The sequence below is a fragment of the Paraburkholderia sp. 22099 genome (genome assembly GCF_052045835.1).
Classification (GTDB): Bacteria; Pseudomonadota; Gammaproteobacteria; order Burkholderiales; family Burkholderiaceae; genus Paraburkholderia; species Paraburkholderia terricola.
This window is the reverse complement of the sequence record NZ_JBQEPU010000022.1, coordinates 14,726-29,834: the sequence shown is the minus strand read 5'-3', so window position 1 is coordinate 29,834 and position 15,109 is coordinate 14,726. Positions and strand designations below refer to the sequence as shown.

General features: G+C 61.7%; 17 protein-coding genes. 15 read left to right on the top strand and 2 right to left on the bottom strand.

All coding sequences use genetic code 11. The features are described 5' to 3' along the window. Positions 1-8 precede the first annotated feature (8 nt). The 15 genes from nuoI (at position 9) to ACTJLC_RS20820 (ending at position 12,876) form a co-directional block, all read left to right on the top strand. Entirely contained in the window at positions 9-497 is a 489-nt protein-coding gene (nuoI, locus tag ACTJLC_RS20890; RefSeq protein WP_012432383.1) for an NADH-quinone oxidoreductase subunit NuoI, read from the top strand. Positions 498-677: 180 nt separating this feature from the next. Next, positions 678-1,364: an NADH-quinone oxidoreductase subunit J gene (locus ACTJLC_RS20885; protein WP_073432442.1), complete on the top strand. Its 687-nt coding sequence runs from the start codon at positions 678-680 to the stop codon at positions 1,362-1,364. Positions 1,365-1,384: 20 nt separating this feature from the next. Further along, positions 1,385-1,690 carry an NADH-quinone oxidoreductase subunit NuoK gene (nuoK, locus tag ACTJLC_RS20880; protein ID WP_013339863.1) on the top strand — a complete coding sequence of 102 codons (306 nt, stop codon included), beginning with the start codon at positions 1,385-1,387 and terminating at the stop codon, positions 1,688-1,690. Positions 1,691-1,707: 17 nt separating this feature from the next. Next, positions 1,708-3,762: an NADH-quinone oxidoreductase subunit L gene (gene nuoL / locus ACTJLC_RS20875; protein ID WP_073432441.1), complete on the top strand. Its 2,055-nt coding sequence runs from the start codon at positions 1,708-1,710 to the stop codon at positions 3,760-3,762. Positions 3,763-3,776: 14 nt separating this feature from the next. Beyond that, positions 3,777-5,267 (top strand): NADH-quinone oxidoreductase subunit M, encoded by a 1,491-nt coding sequence (locus ACTJLC_RS20870; RefSeq protein WP_073432440.1) that lies wholly within the window; start codon positions 3,777-3,779, stop codon positions 5,265-5,267. Between the two features lie 25 nt (positions 5,268-5,292). Then, the gene (gene nuoN / locus ACTJLC_RS20865) at positions 5,293-6,765 is read left to right on the top strand and encodes an NADH-quinone oxidoreductase subunit NuoN (RefSeq protein WP_073432439.1); all 1,473 of its coding nucleotides are present in this window, start codon (positions 5,293-5,295) and stop codon (positions 6,763-6,765) included. After that, positions 6,765-7,061, top strand: a complete 297-nt coding sequence (locus ACTJLC_RS20860) for a DUF2818 family protein (protein ID WP_073432438.1) — start codon at positions 6,765-6,767, stop codon at positions 7,059-7,061. Before nuoN ends, ACTJLC_RS20860 begins: the two co-directional genes overlap by 1 nt. 42 nt (positions 7,062-7,103) lie before the next feature. Further along, positions 7,104-7,688: an NUDIX domain-containing protein gene (locus ACTJLC_RS20855; protein ID WP_073432437.1), complete on the top strand. Its 585-nt coding sequence runs from the start codon at positions 7,104-7,106 to the stop codon at positions 7,686-7,688. A gap of 310 nt (positions 7,689-7,998) precedes the next feature. Beyond that, on the top strand, positions 7,999-8,283 hold the full coding sequence (locus ACTJLC_RS20850) for a hypothetical protein (RefSeq protein ID WP_073432436.1): 285 nt from the start codon (positions 7,999-8,001) through the stop codon (positions 8,281-8,283). Between the two features lie 16 nt (positions 8,284-8,299). After that, entirely contained in the window at positions 8,300-8,824 is a 525-nt protein-coding gene (locus tag ACTJLC_RS20845) for a helix-turn-helix transcriptional regulator (RefSeq protein WP_073432435.1), read from the top strand. Between the two features lie 251 nt (positions 8,825-9,075). Continuing rightward, complete coding sequence (locus tag ACTJLC_RS20840) at positions 9,076-9,507, top strand: DUF1178 family protein (RefSeq protein ID WP_073432434.1); 432 nt, start codon at positions 9,076-9,078, stop codon at positions 9,505-9,507. 48 nt (positions 9,508-9,555) lie between these two features. Further along, the gene (locus tag ACTJLC_RS20835; RefSeq protein WP_440845006.1) at positions 9,556-10,752 is read left to right on the top strand and encodes an acyl-CoA dehydrogenase family protein; all 1,197 of its coding nucleotides are present in this window, start codon (positions 9,556-9,558) and stop codon (positions 10,750-10,752) included. A 10-nt stretch (positions 10,753-10,762) separates the two neighbouring features. After that, entirely contained in the window at positions 10,763-11,908 is a 1,146-nt protein-coding gene (locus ACTJLC_RS20830; protein ID WP_073432432.1) for an acyl-CoA dehydrogenase family protein, read from the top strand. A 36-nt stretch (positions 11,909-11,944) separates the two neighbouring features. Continuing rightward, positions 11,945-12,403 carry a MaoC family dehydratase gene (locus tag ACTJLC_RS20825; RefSeq protein ID WP_073432431.1) on the top strand — a complete coding sequence of 153 codons (459 nt, stop codon included), beginning with the start codon at positions 11,945-11,947 and terminating at the stop codon, positions 12,401-12,403. Continuing rightward, entirely contained in the window at positions 12,400-12,876 is a 477-nt protein-coding gene (locus tag ACTJLC_RS20820) for a MaoC family dehydratase (RefSeq protein WP_073432430.1), read from the top strand. Before ACTJLC_RS20825 ends, ACTJLC_RS20820 begins: the two co-directional genes overlap by 4 nt. A 116-nt stretch (positions 12,877-12,992) precedes the next feature. Here the strand turns inward: ACTJLC_RS20820 and ACTJLC_RS20815 are convergent, their stop codons facing one another. Both ACTJLC_RS20815 and ACTJLC_RS20810 read right to left on the bottom strand, forming a co-directional pair. Continuing rightward, a complete protein-coding gene (locus ACTJLC_RS20815) occupies positions 12,993-13,694 on the bottom strand; it encodes a glutathione binding-like protein (RefSeq protein WP_073432429.1) in 702 nt (233 codons plus the stop codon). Between the two features lie 130 nt (positions 13,695-13,824). Next, the gene (locus tag ACTJLC_RS20810) at positions 13,825-15,084 is read right to left on the bottom strand and encodes an acyl-CoA dehydrogenase family protein (RefSeq protein ID WP_073432428.1); all 1,260 of its coding nucleotides are present in this window, start codon (positions 15,082-15,084) and stop codon (positions 13,825-13,827) included. Positions 15,085-15,109: the final 25 nt, after the last annotated feature.

Below are 15,109 nucleotides of genomic sequence, written 5' to 3'. Positions count from 1 at the left end.
ATGAACCCATGACCGCAATCCAAAACTTTTTCAAGACCTTTTTCCTCACGGAATTGCTCAAAGGCCTCGCGCTGACCGGACGTTATACGTTCCAGCGCAAGGTGACCGTGCAGTTCCCGGAAGAGAAAACCCCGATCTCGCCGCGTTTTCGCGGCCTGCATGCGCTGCGCCGCTATGAAAACGGCGAAGAGCGCTGCATCGCCTGCAAGCTGTGCGAAGCGGTGTGCCCGGCGCTCGCCATCACGATCGAATCGGAAACCCGCGCGGACAATACCCGCCGCACCACGCGCTACGACATCGACCTGACCAAGTGCATCTTCTGCGGTTTCTGTGAAGAGAGCTGCCCGGTCGACTCGATCGTCGAAACGCACATCCTCGAATATCACGGCGAAAAGCGCGGCGATCTGTACTTCACGAAAGACATGCTGCTGGCCGTGGGCGATCGCTACGAAGCGGAGATCGCCGCGAACAAGGCGGCCGACGCACCGTATCGTTGAAGCGGCTTCGCTTGAAGCAGTAAATGCAGCAGTAACACGGCCTGTTGTCGGGCCGAGCGTCGCGGCTTGAACGCCGCGGCACGGCGCACCTGTGCGGCTGTACTGGCGGCTTGTCCGCTTTGCCAGCCCCACGTGCCAAAGAACAATGCCTGACGATGGCCTAACGATGAACCGGTAATCATGGAATTCACGACCGTACTGTTCTACATCTTCGCGCTGCTCCTGGTTGTCTCAGGGCTGAAGGTGATCACCTCGCGCAACCCGGTGTCGTCCGCACTGTTTCTCGTGCTGGCGTTCTTCAACGCAGCCGCGATCTGGATGCTGCTCGAGGCCGAGTTCCTCGCGATCCTGCTGGTGCTGGTCTACGTCGGGGCGGTGATGGTGCTGTTCCTGTTCGTCGTGATGATGCTGGACATCAATATCGACGTGCTGCGGCGCGACTTCAAACGCTTCGTGCCGATGGCCACGCTGGTGGGCGCGATCATCGTGATCGAAACCGCGCTGATCCTGTGGCACGGCTATGGCGCTACCGCCACGGCGTTGCGCGACACCACCGCTGCCGCCAACGGCATGGCCGACTGGTCGAACACGCGCCTCATCGGCAAGGTCATCTACACCGACTACATCTTCGCGTTCGAAGTCGCCGGCCTCGTGCTGCTGGTGGCGATCATCGCGGCCGTCGCGCTTACCACGAGCCATAAGAAGGACAGCAAGCGCCAGAAGATCAGCGATCAGGTCAAGGTGCGTGCCCAGGATCGCGTGCGCGTCGTGAAAATGCCATCGGAAAAGACCGCGGCGACCGTCGCGGCGGAAGAAGCCGCCGCAGCCGCGGCAGCGGCCGACTCGGCCCCGGCGAAAAACGGCTGAGCGGACAGGAGATAGAAATCATGTTGACCCTTGCCCATTACCTCGTTCTCGGCGCGATCCTGTTTGCGATCAGCGTCGTCGGCATTTTCCTGAACCGTCGCAACGTCATCATCATCCTGATGGCGATCGAATTGATGCTGCTCGCGGTGAACACCAATTTCGTCGCGTTCTCGCACTACCTCGGCGACGTGCATGGCCAGATCTTCGTCTTCTTCGTGCTGACCGTCGCGGCGGCGGAAGCGGCGATCGGCCTCGCGATTCTGGTGACCCTGTTCCGTAGTCTCGACACGATCAATGTCGAGGATCTCGATCAGCTCAAAGGTTAATTTCAGGAAAAGCGGTTATGTCCACGATACTCAATGAAAACCTGCTGCTGGCGATTCCGCTGGCACCGCTGGCCGGTTGCCTGATTGCCGGGCTGTTCGGGAAGGCGGTAGGGCGAGCCGGCGCGCACTCGGTCACGATCCTCGGCGTCGCGATCTCGTTTGTTCTCTCGGCCATCGTCTTCTTCCAGGTCATGGAGGGCGCGAGCTTCAACGCGACCGTTTATGAATGGATGACGATCGGCAAGACGAAGTTCGAAATCGGCTTCCTCGTCGACTCGCTCACGGCGATGATGATGTGCGTGGTGACCTTCGTGTCGCTGATGGTGCACATCTACACGATCGGCTACATGGCCGACGACGACGGCTACCAGCGCTTCTTCTCGTACATCTCGCTGTTCACGTTCTCGATGCTGATGCTCGTCATGAGCAACAACTTCCTGCAACTGTTCTTCGGCTGGGAAGCGGTGGGCCTGGTGTCGTACCTGCTGATCGGCTTCTACTTCACGCGTGAGTCGGCGATCTACGCGAACATGAAGGCGTTCCTCGTGAACCGCGTGGGCGACTTCGGTTTTCTGCTCGGCATTGGCCTGCTGTTCGCGTTTGCCGGTTCGATGAACTACGGCGACGTGTTCGCGAAGCGCACCGAACTCGCGGCATTGTCGTTCCCCGGCACGGACTGGGGTCTGCTGACGGTTGCCTGCATTTGCCTCTTCATCGGCGCAATGGGTAAGTCGGCGCAATTCCCGCTGCACGTGTGGCTGCCGGATTCGATGGAAGGCCCGACGCCGATTTCCGCACTGATTCACGCGGCAACCATGGTGACGGCCGGTATCTTCATGGTCACGCGCATGTCGCCGCTGTTCGAACTGTCGGATAGCGCGCTGTCGTTCGTGACGGTCATCGGCGCGATTACCGCGCTGTTCATGGGCTTCCTCGGGATCGTCCAGAACGACATCAAGCGCGTGGTGGCGTATTCCACGCTGTCACAGCTCGGCTACATGACGGTCGCGCTCGGTGTGTCGGCCTATCCGGTCGCCGTCTTCCACCTGATGACGCACGCGTTCTTCAAGGCGCTGCTGTTCCTCGGCGCGGGTTCGGTGATCATCGGCATGCACCACGATCAGGACATGCGCAACATGGGCGGCCTGCGCAAGTACATGCCGATCACGTGGATCACGTCGCTGGTCGGTTCGCTGGCGCTGATCGGTACGCCGTTCTTCTCGGGCTTCTACTCGAAAGACTCGATCATCGACGCGGTGAAGCTGTCGCATCTGCCGGGGTCGGGCTTCGCGTACTTCGCGGTAGTGGCGAGCGTGTTCGTTACCGCGCTCTATTCGTTCCGTATGTACTTCATGGTGTTCCACGGCGAGGAGCGCTTCCGCGATCCGAAGCATCCCGATTCGCCGATGGGCGCGGAAGCCGCGGCGCACGGTCATGGCAATGGTCATCACGAACACGAACACGGCCACGCTCACGAGCCGCATGAAACGCCGTGGGTGGTGTGGGTGCCGCTGGTGCTGCTGGCGATTCCGTCGGTGGTGATCGGTGCAATCGCGGTCGGCCCGATGCTGTTCGGCGACTTCTTCCAGCACGGCGTGGCGTTCGAGAAGGTGATCTTCATCGGCGAAAACCATCCGGCGCTGCATGAGATGGCTGAGGAGTTCCACGGCTGGGTGGCGATGGGCTTGCACTCCGTTTCGGGCCTGCCGGTCTGGCTGGCGCTCGCGGGTGTGGTGGTCGCGTGGTTCCTGTATCTGGTCCGCCCCGAACTGCCGGCTTCGATCAAGCGCGCGTTCGGCCCGGTCTACACGTTGCTCGACAACAAGTACTACATGGACAAGATCAACGAAGTCGTGTTCGCGCGGGGCGCCGTGGCAATTGGCCGTGGTCTCTGGAAGGAAGGCGACGTCGTGGTCATCGACGGCATCGTCAACGGCAGCGCACGCTTTATCGGCTGGTTCGCCGGCGTGATCCGCTTCCTCCAATCCGGCTACATCTATCACTACGCGTTCGCCATGATTATCGGCATGCTGGGGCTCCTGACCCTGTTTGTAACGCTCGGCGGCAAATAAGGCGAGGGACACTAATGCACGCTTATCCGATTCTCAGTATTGCGATCTGGTTGCCGATCCTCGTCGGTCTCCTGGTCCTGGCTATCGGTTCCGACCGGAACCCGGCTCCCGCGCGCTGGATTGCGCTGATCGGTTCGATCGTCAGCTTCATCGTGACGATCCCGCTGATCACCGGTTTTGATTCGAGCACCGCCGATCTGCAGTTCGTCGAAAAGGCGAACTGGATCGAGCGCTTCAACATCACCTACCACCTGGGTGTCGACGGCATCTCCATGTGGTTCGTCGTATTGACCGCCTTGATTACGGTGATCGTGGTGATTTCCGCGTGGGAAGTCATCACGAAGAACGTCGCGCAGTATCTCGCCGCATTCCTGATCCTGTCGGGCATCATGGTCGGCGTGTTCAGTTCGGCCGACGGCATGCTGTTCTACGTGTTCTTCGAAGCCACGCTGATTCCGATGTACATCATCATCGGCGTGTGGGGTGGGGCGAACCGCGTGTACGCGGCGTTCAAGTTCTTCCTGTACACGCTGATGGGCTCGCTGCTGATGCTGGTCGCGTTGCTGTATCTGTACATTCAAACCGGCACGTTCGATCTCGCCACGTGGCAGCACGCGCAGATCGCGATGACGCCGCAAGTGTTGCTGTTCATCGCGTTCTTCCTGGCGTTCGCCGTGAAGGTGCCGATGTGGCCGGTGCACACATGGCTGCCCGACGCGCACGTGGAAGCGCCGACCGGCGGCTCGGTCGTGCTGGCCGCGATCATGCTGAAGCTGGGCGCGTACGGTTTCCTGCGCTTCTCGCTGCCGATCACGCCGGACGCGAGCCACTCCTTGGCGCCGGTCGTTATCGCGCTGTCGCTGATCGCCGTGATCTATATCGGTCTGGTCGCGATGGTGCAGACGGACATGAAGAAGCTGGTCGCCTATTCGTCGATCGCGCACATGGGCTTCGTCACGCTCGGCTTCTTTATCTTCAACCAGCTCGGCGTGGAAGGCGCGATCGTGCAGATGATCTCGCACGGTTTTGTCTCCGGCGCGATGTTCCTGAGCATCGGCGTGCTGTACGACCGCATGCACTCGCGTCAGATCGCGGACTACGGCGGTGTCGTCAACGTCATGCCGAAGTTCGCCGCGTTCGTGATGCTGTTCTCGATGGCCAATTGCGGCTTGCCGGGCACCTCGGGTTTCGTCGGCGAATTCATGGTGATTCTGGCGGCGGTCCAGTACAACTTCTGGATCGCGGGTGGTGCGGCGGTCACGCTGATTCTCGGCGCGGCCTACACGCTGTGGATGTACAAGCGCGTGTACTTCGGCGCGATCGCCAACGATCACGTGAAGAGCCTCATCGACATCAACCGTCGCGAGTTTTTCATGCTGGCAGTGCTCGCCGCACTGACGCTGTTCATGGGCCTGTACCCGAAGCCCTTCACCGAAGTGATGCACGTATCCGTGGAAAACCTCCTCTCCCACGTTGCGCAGTCAAAGCTGCCGTTGTCCCAGTAACGCAGAGCGGAGGAATTTAAAGACCATGCAAAACGCCCCTATGACTGCTCTGTTGCCCGACGCGCTGGTGATGCTCGCCGTTGTCGTCGCGTGGCTCAACGACACGTTCGTCGGCCAGGCCGGTCGCCGCACCACGTATTTCATCGCGTTCTTCTCGACGCTGGTCGGCGGGATCTGGTTCGCGGTGAACGCGTTCGACCCGCAAGTGCATTACTTCTTCGGCCACATGTACGTGGTGGACTCGTTCGCCAACGTGATGAAAGCCGTCGTGACGCTCGGCTATGCGGTGTCGATCGTGTATTCGCGCCGCTACCTCGAGGATCGCGGCCTGTTCCGCGGCGAGTTTTTCCTGCTGGGCATGTTCTCCTTGCTCGGCCAACTCGTGATGATCTCCGGCAACAACTTCCTGACGCTGTATCTCGGTCTGGAACTGATGTCGCTGTCGTTGTACGGCGTGATCGCATTGCGTCGCGACGCGGCGCAGTCGAACGAAGCCGCGATGAAGTACTACGTGCTCGGCGCACTGGCGTCCGGTTTCCTGCTGTACGGCATCTCCATGCTGTACGGCGCGACCGGCTCGCTCGACCTGAACGAAGTGTTCAAGGCGATCGGCACGAGCCACTACGATCCTAGCGTGCTGTTGTTCGGCGTGATCTTCATCGTGGCCGGCGTGGCGTTCAAGATGGGTGCGGTGCCGTTCCATATGTGGGTGCCCGACGTGTATCAGGGCGCGCCGACGGCGATGACGTTGCTGGTAGGCGGCGGTCCGAAGGTCGCCGCGTTCGCCTGGGGCTTGCGCTTCCTCGTGATGGGTCTGCTGCCGCTGGCTGTCGAATGGCAGCAAATGCTGGTGATCCTGGCGGCGTTGTCGCTGATCGTCGGCAACATTACCGGTATCGTGCAACGCAACGTCAAGCGGATGCTCGCGTATTCGGCGATCTCGAACATGGGCTTCGTGCTGCTCGGTCTGCTGGCCGGCGTGGTCGATCAAAAGACCACGGGCGCGGCCAACGCGTACGGCTCGGCGATGTACTACAGCATCGTCTACCTGATCACGACGATGGGCACCTTCGGCGTCATCATGCTGCTGGCGCGCCGCGACTTCGAAGCGGATACGCTCGAAGACTTCAAGGGTCTGAATCAGCGCAGTCCGGTGTTCGCGTTCGTGATGATGGTGATGATGTTCTCGCTCGCCGGCATCCCGCCCGCGGTCGGCTTCTACGCCAAGCTTGCGGTGCTGCAGGCAACGATGAACGCCGGTTTGACCTGGCTGACGGTGCTGGCCGTGATCACGTCGCTGTTCGGCGCGTTCTACTACCTGCGTATCGTCAAGCTGATGTATTTCGACGAACCGCAAGACAAGTCGCCGATCGTCGCCGATGCCAGCACGCGCGCGTTGCTCGCGTTCAACGGCGTTGCCGTGCTGGTGCTCGGCATCGTGCCGGATCCGTTGCTGAAGGCCTGCTTGCAGGCGATCCAGCACACGCTGCTGCTCTGATGTCGGCTGCGGGTTGGTTCATCGTGTTGTTGGCGCTGGTCGGCGCCAACCTGCCGTTCCTGAATCAGCGCCTCTTCGCCGCCGTGCCGTTGAAAGCGGCGAGGAAGAGCGCCTGGATCAGGATTGCCGAGTTGATCGTGCTGTACTTCGTGGTCGGCGCGCTCGGTTTCCTGCTTGAGGCACGCGCGGGTAACCGCTTCGAGCAGGGCTGGCAGTTCTACGCCATCACGTTCGCCTTGTTCGTCGTGTTCGCATTCCCCGGCTTTACCTTTCAGTATCTCGTCAAACGCCGCTGACGGCGCCTCGCCGTCGCGCTCCAAGCTGTCCCGAGGTCCGCCATGGCTGAACTTCCTGATCACGACGCCGTGCTCACCGAGACGTGTCTCGAGAGCAAAACGATGCATCAAGGGCCGTTTCTGACGCTCAAGTGCGACACGGTTCGCTTGCCGGATGGCAAGCACGCCACGCGCGAATATGTTCAGCATCCGGGCGCCGTCATGGTCATTCCGTTATTCGACGACGGCCGCGTGTTGCTGGAAAGCCAGTATCGCTATCCGATGGGCAAGGTCATGGTCGAGTATCCGGCCGGCAAGCTCGACCCGAACGAAGGCGCACTCGCTTGTGCGATTCGTGAGTTGCGGGAAGAAACCGGCTACACGGCGCGCGAATATGTTTATCTGACGCGCATTCACCCGATCATTTCCTACTCGACGGAGTTCATCGACATTTACCTCGCTCGCGGCCTGAGCGCCGGCGAGCGTAAGCTCGACGACGGGGAATTCCTCGAACTGTTCACGGCAAGCGTTGCCGATGTGTCCGAGTGGGTACGCACCGGCAAGATTACCGACGTGAAGACGGTGATCGGCACGTTCTGGCTGGAGAAAATTTTGTCGGGCGCCTGGCCGATGGCGGAGCCGCAATAGCGCTATGGGTTCATGAGGCGCGCCAGGCGCGCCGGCTGAAGAATTGCGAGAAGCCCCTGTTGGTCGATGACTAGCAGGGGCTTTTTCATTACGACCACGGTCTCGTGCCTGAGAAACGTGCATTCGTCTTATGCCATTCGACAGTCTCGCTTCACGACCGTTGCCGCTCTAGTATCGAACACTGACAGCGCCAGTTGTTATCCCATTTACCTGGTATGACGAAGGGCTCTCGTCGGTTCGGTCATGACTGCGCTGACGTATGGTTGTCGCTTGACAACCATACGTCAGCGCATTAAATTGGAGGGCATGGATGGTTCGTGGAACCCACTCTAAGAAGGAAATCGAGGCCGCATTGGCCTACGCGGAAAGAAACGGTTGGCGCGTTCGGGGCGGTGGCAGAGGTCACGCTTGGGGAAAGATGTACTGTCCGTACAACGCCGCGGAGTGTCGCTGCGGAGAGTTCTGCATATCGAGCGTGTGGAGTACGCCAAAGAACCCTGGCAATCACGCAAGGCATCTGCGGCGTATCGTCGACAACTGCACGGCATCACCGCCAATGCAAGGCGCTCCAAGGATCAAGTTTGACGCTGAATAAAGGCAGGAGGTAATTTATGGAATATGTGTTCACCTTGAAGTACCGCCTCACCACGGAAGATTGCGATCTCGACGCGATCGTCGAGCGTCTCGGGGAAGCAGGATGTGACGACGCCACCATCGGCGTGGGACAACCGGGGCGCATTGCGCTGGTTTTTTCTCGCGAAGGCGCGTCTGCGTTCGAGGCGCTCGTCAGCGCACTGAAAGATGTCAAGCAGGCGGTGCCATCCGCGCGCCTTGTCGAGGCGGGCCCTGATTTCGTTGGTCTCACCGACGTAGCCGAGCTCGCCGGCGTATCACGGCAGAACATGCGCAAGCTGATGTTGAGTCACGCGATTGACTTTCCGCCGCCGGTGCACGAGGGCAGCGCATCGGTGTGGCATCTGTCGGACATTCTTCACTGGCTAACCGCACGCGGCGGGTACGACATCAAGGCAGATGTGCTTGATGTCGCCAAATCGGCCAAGCAGATCAACCTCGCCAAAGAGGCGCGTGAACTCGAGCCACGGCTTAACCGCCAACTCGAATGCCTGGTGGCTTAGAAGCTGGGCATTGGCCAGTGACTAGACATAAATTTCATGCAATCCGCGGAGCCGTCGCGAGCTTCCGATTCGTGTGCCGTTCATGCCGGCTTGGCCGATTTCGGCAGCCCTTTGCGCAAGGCGTTAAAATCGCGCACCGCGTCCAATTAATAGCGACGCCACGCGTAAACGCATCGCCCCGTCATAGTTTGCGAACGACCGTTCACAAAATACCATTTTGCGCTAAACTGGCACTCAAGCCCTGATTCCACATGAAGGTCCTCGATTTACAGTGTCCGCATGGCCATCGGTTCGAAGGCTGGTTTGCTTCGGCTGATGACTTCGAATCGCAGCAAGCCCGCAAACTGATCGAATGTCCGATCTGTGGTGCGAACGAAGTGAGCCGTTTGCCTTCGGCGCCGCGATTGAATCTGTCGGGCGCGACGGAGGCGAAAAACCCTGCGGGCTTGGAGCAAGCGCAAATGCAGGCGCGTGTGATGCGTGCGTTGCGCGAGGTACTGGAAAAGACCGAGAACGTGGGCGACCGCTTCGCCGAGGAAGCACGGCGCATTCACTACAACGAAGCGCCTGCGCGCAATATTCGCGGTGTCACGACACCCGAAGACGCGCGAGCCTTGGTCGACGAAGGCATCCAAGTGATGCCGCTGCCGGTCCCGGCTGCCTTGAAGGAACCGCTGCAATAGTGCAGTGGCTCACTGGCGGCGGGCGGTTGCGGCCTGGAGACACTGCGCATGAATCTGGACTATTCCCCTGCTGACGACGCATTCCGCGCCGACATCCGCGCCTGGCTCGAAGCGAATCTGCCTCGCGAGCTAAGCGACAAAGTACTGAACCATAAACGTCTCTCGCGCGAAGATTTCGCCGGCTGGCACAAGCTGCTCGGCACGCGCGGCTGGTCGGCGGTCGCATGGCCGAAGGAATACGGCGGCCCTGGCTGGGACGCAACGCAGCGGCACATCTGGGACGAAGAGTGCGCGCGCGTCGGCGCGCCGACCGTGCTGCCTTTCGGCGTCTCGATGGTGGCGCCGGTGCTGATGAAGTATGGCAACGAGGCGCAGAAGCGTCGCTATTTGCCGCGCATTCTCGACGGCACGCACTGGTGGTGCCAAGGCTATTCCGAGCCGGGTTCAGGCTCAGATCTGGCTTCGCTGCGCACACGCGCCGAGCGCGTCGGCGACCATTACGTCGTCAACGGTCAGAAAACGTGGACCACCCTCGGTCAGTATGCCGACATGATGTTCTGCCTCGTGCGCACCGACAGCGGCGCGAAAAAGCAGGAGGGCATCTCATTCCTGCTGATCGACATGAAAACGCCCGGCATCACGGTGCGTCCGATCATCACGCTCGACGAAGACCACGAAGTCAACGAAGTGTTTTTCGAAGACGTCGAAGTACCGGCCGCGAATCTGGTCGGTGAGGAGAACCGCGGCTGGACTTACGCGAAGTATCTGCTCGGCCACGAGCGCACCGGCATCGCGCGCGTCGGTCAATCGAAACGCGAACTCGTGTTCCTCAAGCGTCTTGCGCTGAATCAGAAAAAGAACGGCAAGCCGCTGCTGCACGATCCGGTGTTCGCCGCGAAAGTCGCGAGCCTCGAGATCGAACTGATGGCGCTCGAAGTCACCGTGCAACGCGTGGTCGCCAATGAAACCGGCGGGCGCGGGCCGGGCCCGGAAGCGTCGATGCTGAAGATCAAGGGCACGGAGGTGCAGCAGGCGCTGACCGAGTTGATGTTCGAAGCCATCGGGCCGCTCGCCGCACCGTTCGACGTGCCGTTCCTCGAAGGCGAACGCGAACATAGCGTGGCGGGCGACGAGGACGCCGCGCCGCTGGCCGCGTACTACTTCAACTTCCGCAAGACGTCGATCTACGGCGGCTCGAACGAAATTCAAAAGAACATCATCGCGCAGATGATTCTCGGACTTTGAGGAGCGGCGCATGGACTTCAACTTCAACGACGAACAGCAGCAATTCGCCGACGCGCTGCGCCGCTATCTGGACAAAAACTACGGCTTCGAGGCGCGTCAGGCGATCGTGCGATCGGAGTGCGGCGTGTCGGAGGCACATTGGGCAGCCTTTACCGAACTGGGCCTGACCGCCTTGCCGGTACCTGAAGCCCAGGGCGGTTTCAACGGCGGCCCGATCGACATGCTGGTGGTCATGCAGGAGCTGGGCCGCGCGTTGGTGGTCGAGCCGTATTGGGCGACGGCGGTCGGCGTCGAGGCGTTGCGCCTCGCGGGCACGGGCGGGGGCGAAGACGCGTCGCTGCTCGCGCGCGTGGCCCAAGGCGAGATCAAGCTGGCAGTCGCCTTTCATGAACCGCACGCACGCTACGATCTGTGCGAGATCGGAACGGTTGCAACGGCCGCAAGCGGGCAAGGCGGGCAAGGCGAGCAATACACGCTGAGCGGCACGAAGTCGGTCGTGCTGCATGGCGCACAAGCCGATTACTGGATCGTGCCGGCGCGCCTGAATGGCGAAATCGCGCTCTTCGTCGTGGCGCGCGAGGCGGCCGGCGTCACGCTGACCGACTACCGCACGATCGACGGCCAACGCGCCGCGACGCTCGAGTTCAACGGCACGCCCGCGCGCCGGCTCGCCGGCAAGCACGCCGGCGCGGCGGCGCTGGAACATATCGCTGACTACGGCACAGTGCTGCTGTGCGCGGAGGCTATCGGCGCGCTCGACGCGCTGAACCTCGCCACCGTCGACTACACGAAAACGCGCCAGCAGTTCGGCCAGCCGATCGCGCGTTTTCAGGCCTTGCAACACCGCATGGTCGAGATGCTGATTCACGCCGAGCAGGCGCGCTCGATCACGTACCTCGCCGCCATGCGTTACACCAGCGAACACGCCGACGAACGCCGCCGCGCCGTCTCCGCGGCAAAGGTGCGGGTCGGCCAGGCCGCGCGTTTCGTCGGCCAGCAGGCGGTTCAGTTGCACGGCGGCATGGGCGTCACGAACGAGGTGGCCGCGGCGCATCTGTTCAAGCGTCTTGCTATCATCGAAACCACATTGGGCGATGTCGATCACCATCTCGCGCGGTTCGCCGCGCTGCCCGGGTTTGTCACCGCCGAAGCCTGATCAGCCGGTCGAATCGGATAAGAAAGAGGTGCGACGATGGGTTTGAGTTTCGAGGACATGGTTGTCGGCACGACCACGGAGATCGGCAAGCACACGTTCACGCGTGAAGAGATCATCGCGTTCGCGGAGAAGTTCGATCCGCAGCCGTTTCACCTGGACGACGCCGCGGCCGCCGAGTCGCCATTCGGCGGATTGGTGGCAAGCGGCTGGCATACCTGCTCGGTCATGATGGGCATGCTGGTGCGCAACGCGATAGCGGGGTCCACGTCGATGGGCTCGCCCGGCATCGACGAGATCCGCTGGTTAAAGCCGGTGCGCGTCGGCGACACCATCACGATGATGAACGCCGTGCTCGACAAGCGCGTCTCGGCGAGCAAGCCGGATCGCGGCATCGTGTCGACGCAGTGGGAAGGGATCAACCAGCATGGCGAAACGGTGATAACCGTGCGCTCGAAGGCGTTGTTCGGGCTGCGCAATCCGGGCGCCGCGTCGTGACGGGCAGCGCGGCGTCCGCCGCGACGTTCGGCACGGCAGCGGCCTTACGCGCGCTGGTAGGCGCCGAGCCGCTCGTGAGCGAATGGTTGACGGTCGATCAGGCGAGCGTCGATCGTTTCGCCGACGCTACCGGCGATCATCAGTGGATTCACGTCGACTCCGAACGGGCGCGGCGCGAGTCGCCATTCGGCGGTCCGGTCGCGCATGGATTCCTGACGCTCTCGCTGATTCCGGTCCTGCTCGAAAAGACGGTGGCGCTCGAGCAGCGCATGGGCGTCAATTGTGGATTGAACCGCGTGCGATTCACGTCGCCGGTGCCGGTCGGCTCGCAGTTGCGCGCTCACTTCGCCGTGGCATCGGTCACGGATATCGACAGCGACGGCGTGCAAGTCGTGTGGAATGTGACGTTGGAACGGCAGGGCAGCGAGCGGCCGGTCTGCGTCGCGGAATTCATCACGCGGCATTACTTCTAGCCGGCGTTCGGCTCGCCGCACAGATTCGCAAAAAAGCGCGAGCGGCACGAATGCCGGCTCGCGCTTTTCACTGACGCTGTCAGCGGACTGACGAGCCGCCAGCACCGCGCACGAAACTAATGTTTCGCGTATTGCGTCGCGCCGAACAGAATCTCTTTGGCCTTGTCGTCCATCAGCGCCTTGCGGGCGGACGCCAGTACTTCGACGCCGCGCACCACTGCCGGACGCGCGGCGATCGCTTCATGCCAGCGCTTCACATTCGGAAAGGCATCCAGTTCGATGCCCTGGTTTTGCCACGAGCGTGTCCACGGAAACGCGGCGATATCCGCGATCGTATAGTCGTTGCCGGCGAGGTACTGCGTCTTGCCGAGTTGCGTATCCATCACGCCGTACAGGCGCCGCGTCTCGTTCGTGTAGCGATTGATCGCGTATTCGATCGGCTCCGGCGCGTAGACGCGGAAGTGGTGCGTTTGTCCGAGCATCGGGCCGAGCCCGCCCATCTGAAACATCAGCCATTGCAGCACCGAATAGCGCGCAGCGGGGTCGGTCGGCAGAAACTTGCCGGTTTTCTCGGCGAGATAAATCAGAATCGCGCCCGATTCGAACAGCGCGAACGGCTTGCCGTCGGCGCCTCTGGGCCCTTCGGAGTCGGTGATCGCCGGGATCTTGTTGTTGGGGCTGATCGCGAGAAACTCGGGATTGAACTGATCGCCCGCGCCGATATTCACGCCGTGCACGGTGTACGCGAGGCCCGTCTCCTCGAGCATGATGTGAACCTTGTGGCCGTTCGGGGTCGCCCAGCTATAGACGTCGATCATCGTGGCTCCTTTCTATCGTGAAAGCGGCGCCGCAAAGGGCGCCGCTGGTGACGAAAATTAGAGCATAGATCACACGATGCTGCTGGCCGCGCCGCGAGCACAGCCTAGCCGCCGATGCGAGACTTCAACCTCAAACGCGCGTGACCGGCGTCTCCACGGCAGCCGTTGCGCCGGCATCCAGGTAGCGCGCCAGTTCGAGCTTGGCGATCGCGTTGCGGTGAACTTCGTCCGGACCATCGGCGAAGCGCAGCGTTCGTGCCGATGCGTACGCATACGCGAGCGGAAAGTCATCGCTGACGCCGCCGCCGCCGTGCGCCTGAATCGCCCAGTCGATCACCTGGCACGCCATGTTCGGCGCGACCACCTTGATCATCGCGATCTCGCCGCGCGCGCCCTTGTTGCCGACGGTGTCCATCATGTACGCGGTCTTCAGCGTCAGGAGGCGCGCCTGTTCGATCATGCAACGTGCCTCGGCGATGCGCTCCTGCGTGACGCCTTGCGCCGCGACCGGCTTGCCGAATGCGACGCGTTGCAGCGAGCGTTTCGACATCAGTTCGAGCGCCCGCTCGGCAAGACCGATCAAACGCATGCAGTGATGGATGCGTCCCGGTCCGAGGCGGCCTTGCGCGATCTCGAAGCCGCGGCCCTCGCCGAGCAGCAGGTTGGTGGCCGGCACGCGCACGTTTTCGAGCGTGATTTCCATGTGGCCGTGCGGCGCGTCGTCGTAGCCGAACACGCTGAGAGGGCGGTGCACGGTGACGCCGGTGGCGTCGGCGGGTACGAGAATCATTGACTGCTGCTGATGGCGCGGCGCCTCGGGGTCGGTTTTTCCCATCACGATGTAGATCTTGCAGCGCGGATCGCCCGCACCGGACGACCACCACTTGTGGCCGTTGATCACGTAGTAATCGCCGTCGCGCACGATGCTCGTCTGGATATTGGTCGCGTCCGACGATGCCACCTCGGGCTCCGTCATCAGGAACGCCGAACGGATCTGGCCTTGCAGCAGCGGTTCGAGCCATTCGCGCTTGTTGTCCTCGCTGCCGTAGCGCTCGATCGTTTCCATGTTGCCGGTGTCGGGCGCGTTGCAGTTGAACACTTCCGGCGCCCAGGGCACGCGGCCCATGATCTCGCATAGCGGCGCGTATTCGAGATTCGTGAGACCGGCGCCGCGCACCGATTCCGGCAGGAACAGGTTCCACAAACCGGCGTCGCGCGCCTTCTGTTTGAGTTGCTCGATCAGTTCGGTCGGCAGCCATGCGTTGCCGTTCTCGCGATTACGCGCGATCTCCGCGTAGAACGCCTGCTCGTTCGGATAAATGTGCTCCTCGAAGAAAGCGAGCAGTTTCTCGCGCAGCGCCTGAACCTTCGGGGTGTAATCGAAATTCATGTATGACCTCGCGGATAACGGATGA

Excerpts from the sequence above, each read along its gene's own strand:
- nuoI (WP_012432383.1), top strand. The coding sequence starts at position 9 with ATGACCGCAATCCAAAACTTTTTCAAGACCTTTTTCCTCACGGAATTG.
- ACTJLC_RS20885 (WP_073432442.1), top strand. The coding sequence starts at position 678 with ATGGAATTCACGACCGTACTGTTCTACATCTTCGCGCTGCTCCTGGTT.
- nuoK (WP_013339863.1), top strand. The coding sequence starts at position 1,385 with ATGTTGACCCTTGCCCATTACCTCGTTCTCGGCGCGATCCTGTTTGCG.
- nuoL (WP_073432441.1), top strand. The coding sequence starts at position 1,708 with ATGTCCACGATACTCAATGAAAACCTGCTGCTGGCGATTCCGCTGGCA.
- ACTJLC_RS20870 (WP_073432440.1), top strand. The coding sequence starts at position 3,777 with ATGCACGCTTATCCGATTCTCAGTATTGCGATCTGGTTGCCGATCCTC.
- nuoN (WP_073432439.1), top strand. The coding sequence starts at position 5,293 with ATGCAAAACGCCCCTATGACTGCTCTGTTGCCCGACGCGCTGGTGATG.
- ACTJLC_RS20860 (WP_073432438.1), top strand. The coding sequence starts at position 6,765 with ATGTCGGCTGCGGGTTGGTTCATCGTGTTGTTGGCGCTGGTCGGCGCC.
- ACTJLC_RS20855 (WP_073432437.1), top strand. The coding sequence starts at position 7,104 with ATGGCTGAACTTCCTGATCACGACGCCGTGCTCACCGAGACGTGTCTC.
- ACTJLC_RS20850 (WP_073432436.1), top strand. The coding sequence starts at position 7,999 with ATGGTTCGTGGAACCCACTCTAAGAAGGAAATCGAGGCCGCATTGGCC.
- ACTJLC_RS20845 (WP_073432435.1), top strand. The coding sequence starts at position 8,300 with ATGGAATATGTGTTCACCTTGAAGTACCGCCTCACCACGGAAGATTGC.
- ACTJLC_RS20840 (WP_073432434.1), top strand. The coding sequence starts at position 9,076 with ATGAAGGTCCTCGATTTACAGTGTCCGCATGGCCATCGGTTCGAAGGC.
- ACTJLC_RS20835 (WP_440845006.1), top strand. The coding sequence starts at position 9,556 with ATGAATCTGGACTATTCCCCTGCTGACGACGCATTCCGCGCCGACATC.
- ACTJLC_RS20830 (WP_073432432.1), top strand. The coding sequence starts at position 10,763 with ATGGACTTCAACTTCAACGACGAACAGCAGCAATTCGCCGACGCGCTG.
- ACTJLC_RS20825 (WP_073432431.1), top strand. The coding sequence starts at position 11,945 with ATGGGTTTGAGTTTCGAGGACATGGTTGTCGGCACGACCACGGAGATC.
- ACTJLC_RS20815 (WP_073432429.1), bottom strand. The coding sequence starts at position 13,694 with ATGATCGACGTCTATAGCTGGGCGACCCCGAACGGCCACAAGGTTCAC.
- ACTJLC_RS20810 (WP_073432428.1), bottom strand. The coding sequence starts at position 15,084 with ATGAATTTCGATTACACCCCGAAGGTTCAGGCGCTGCGCGAGAAACTG.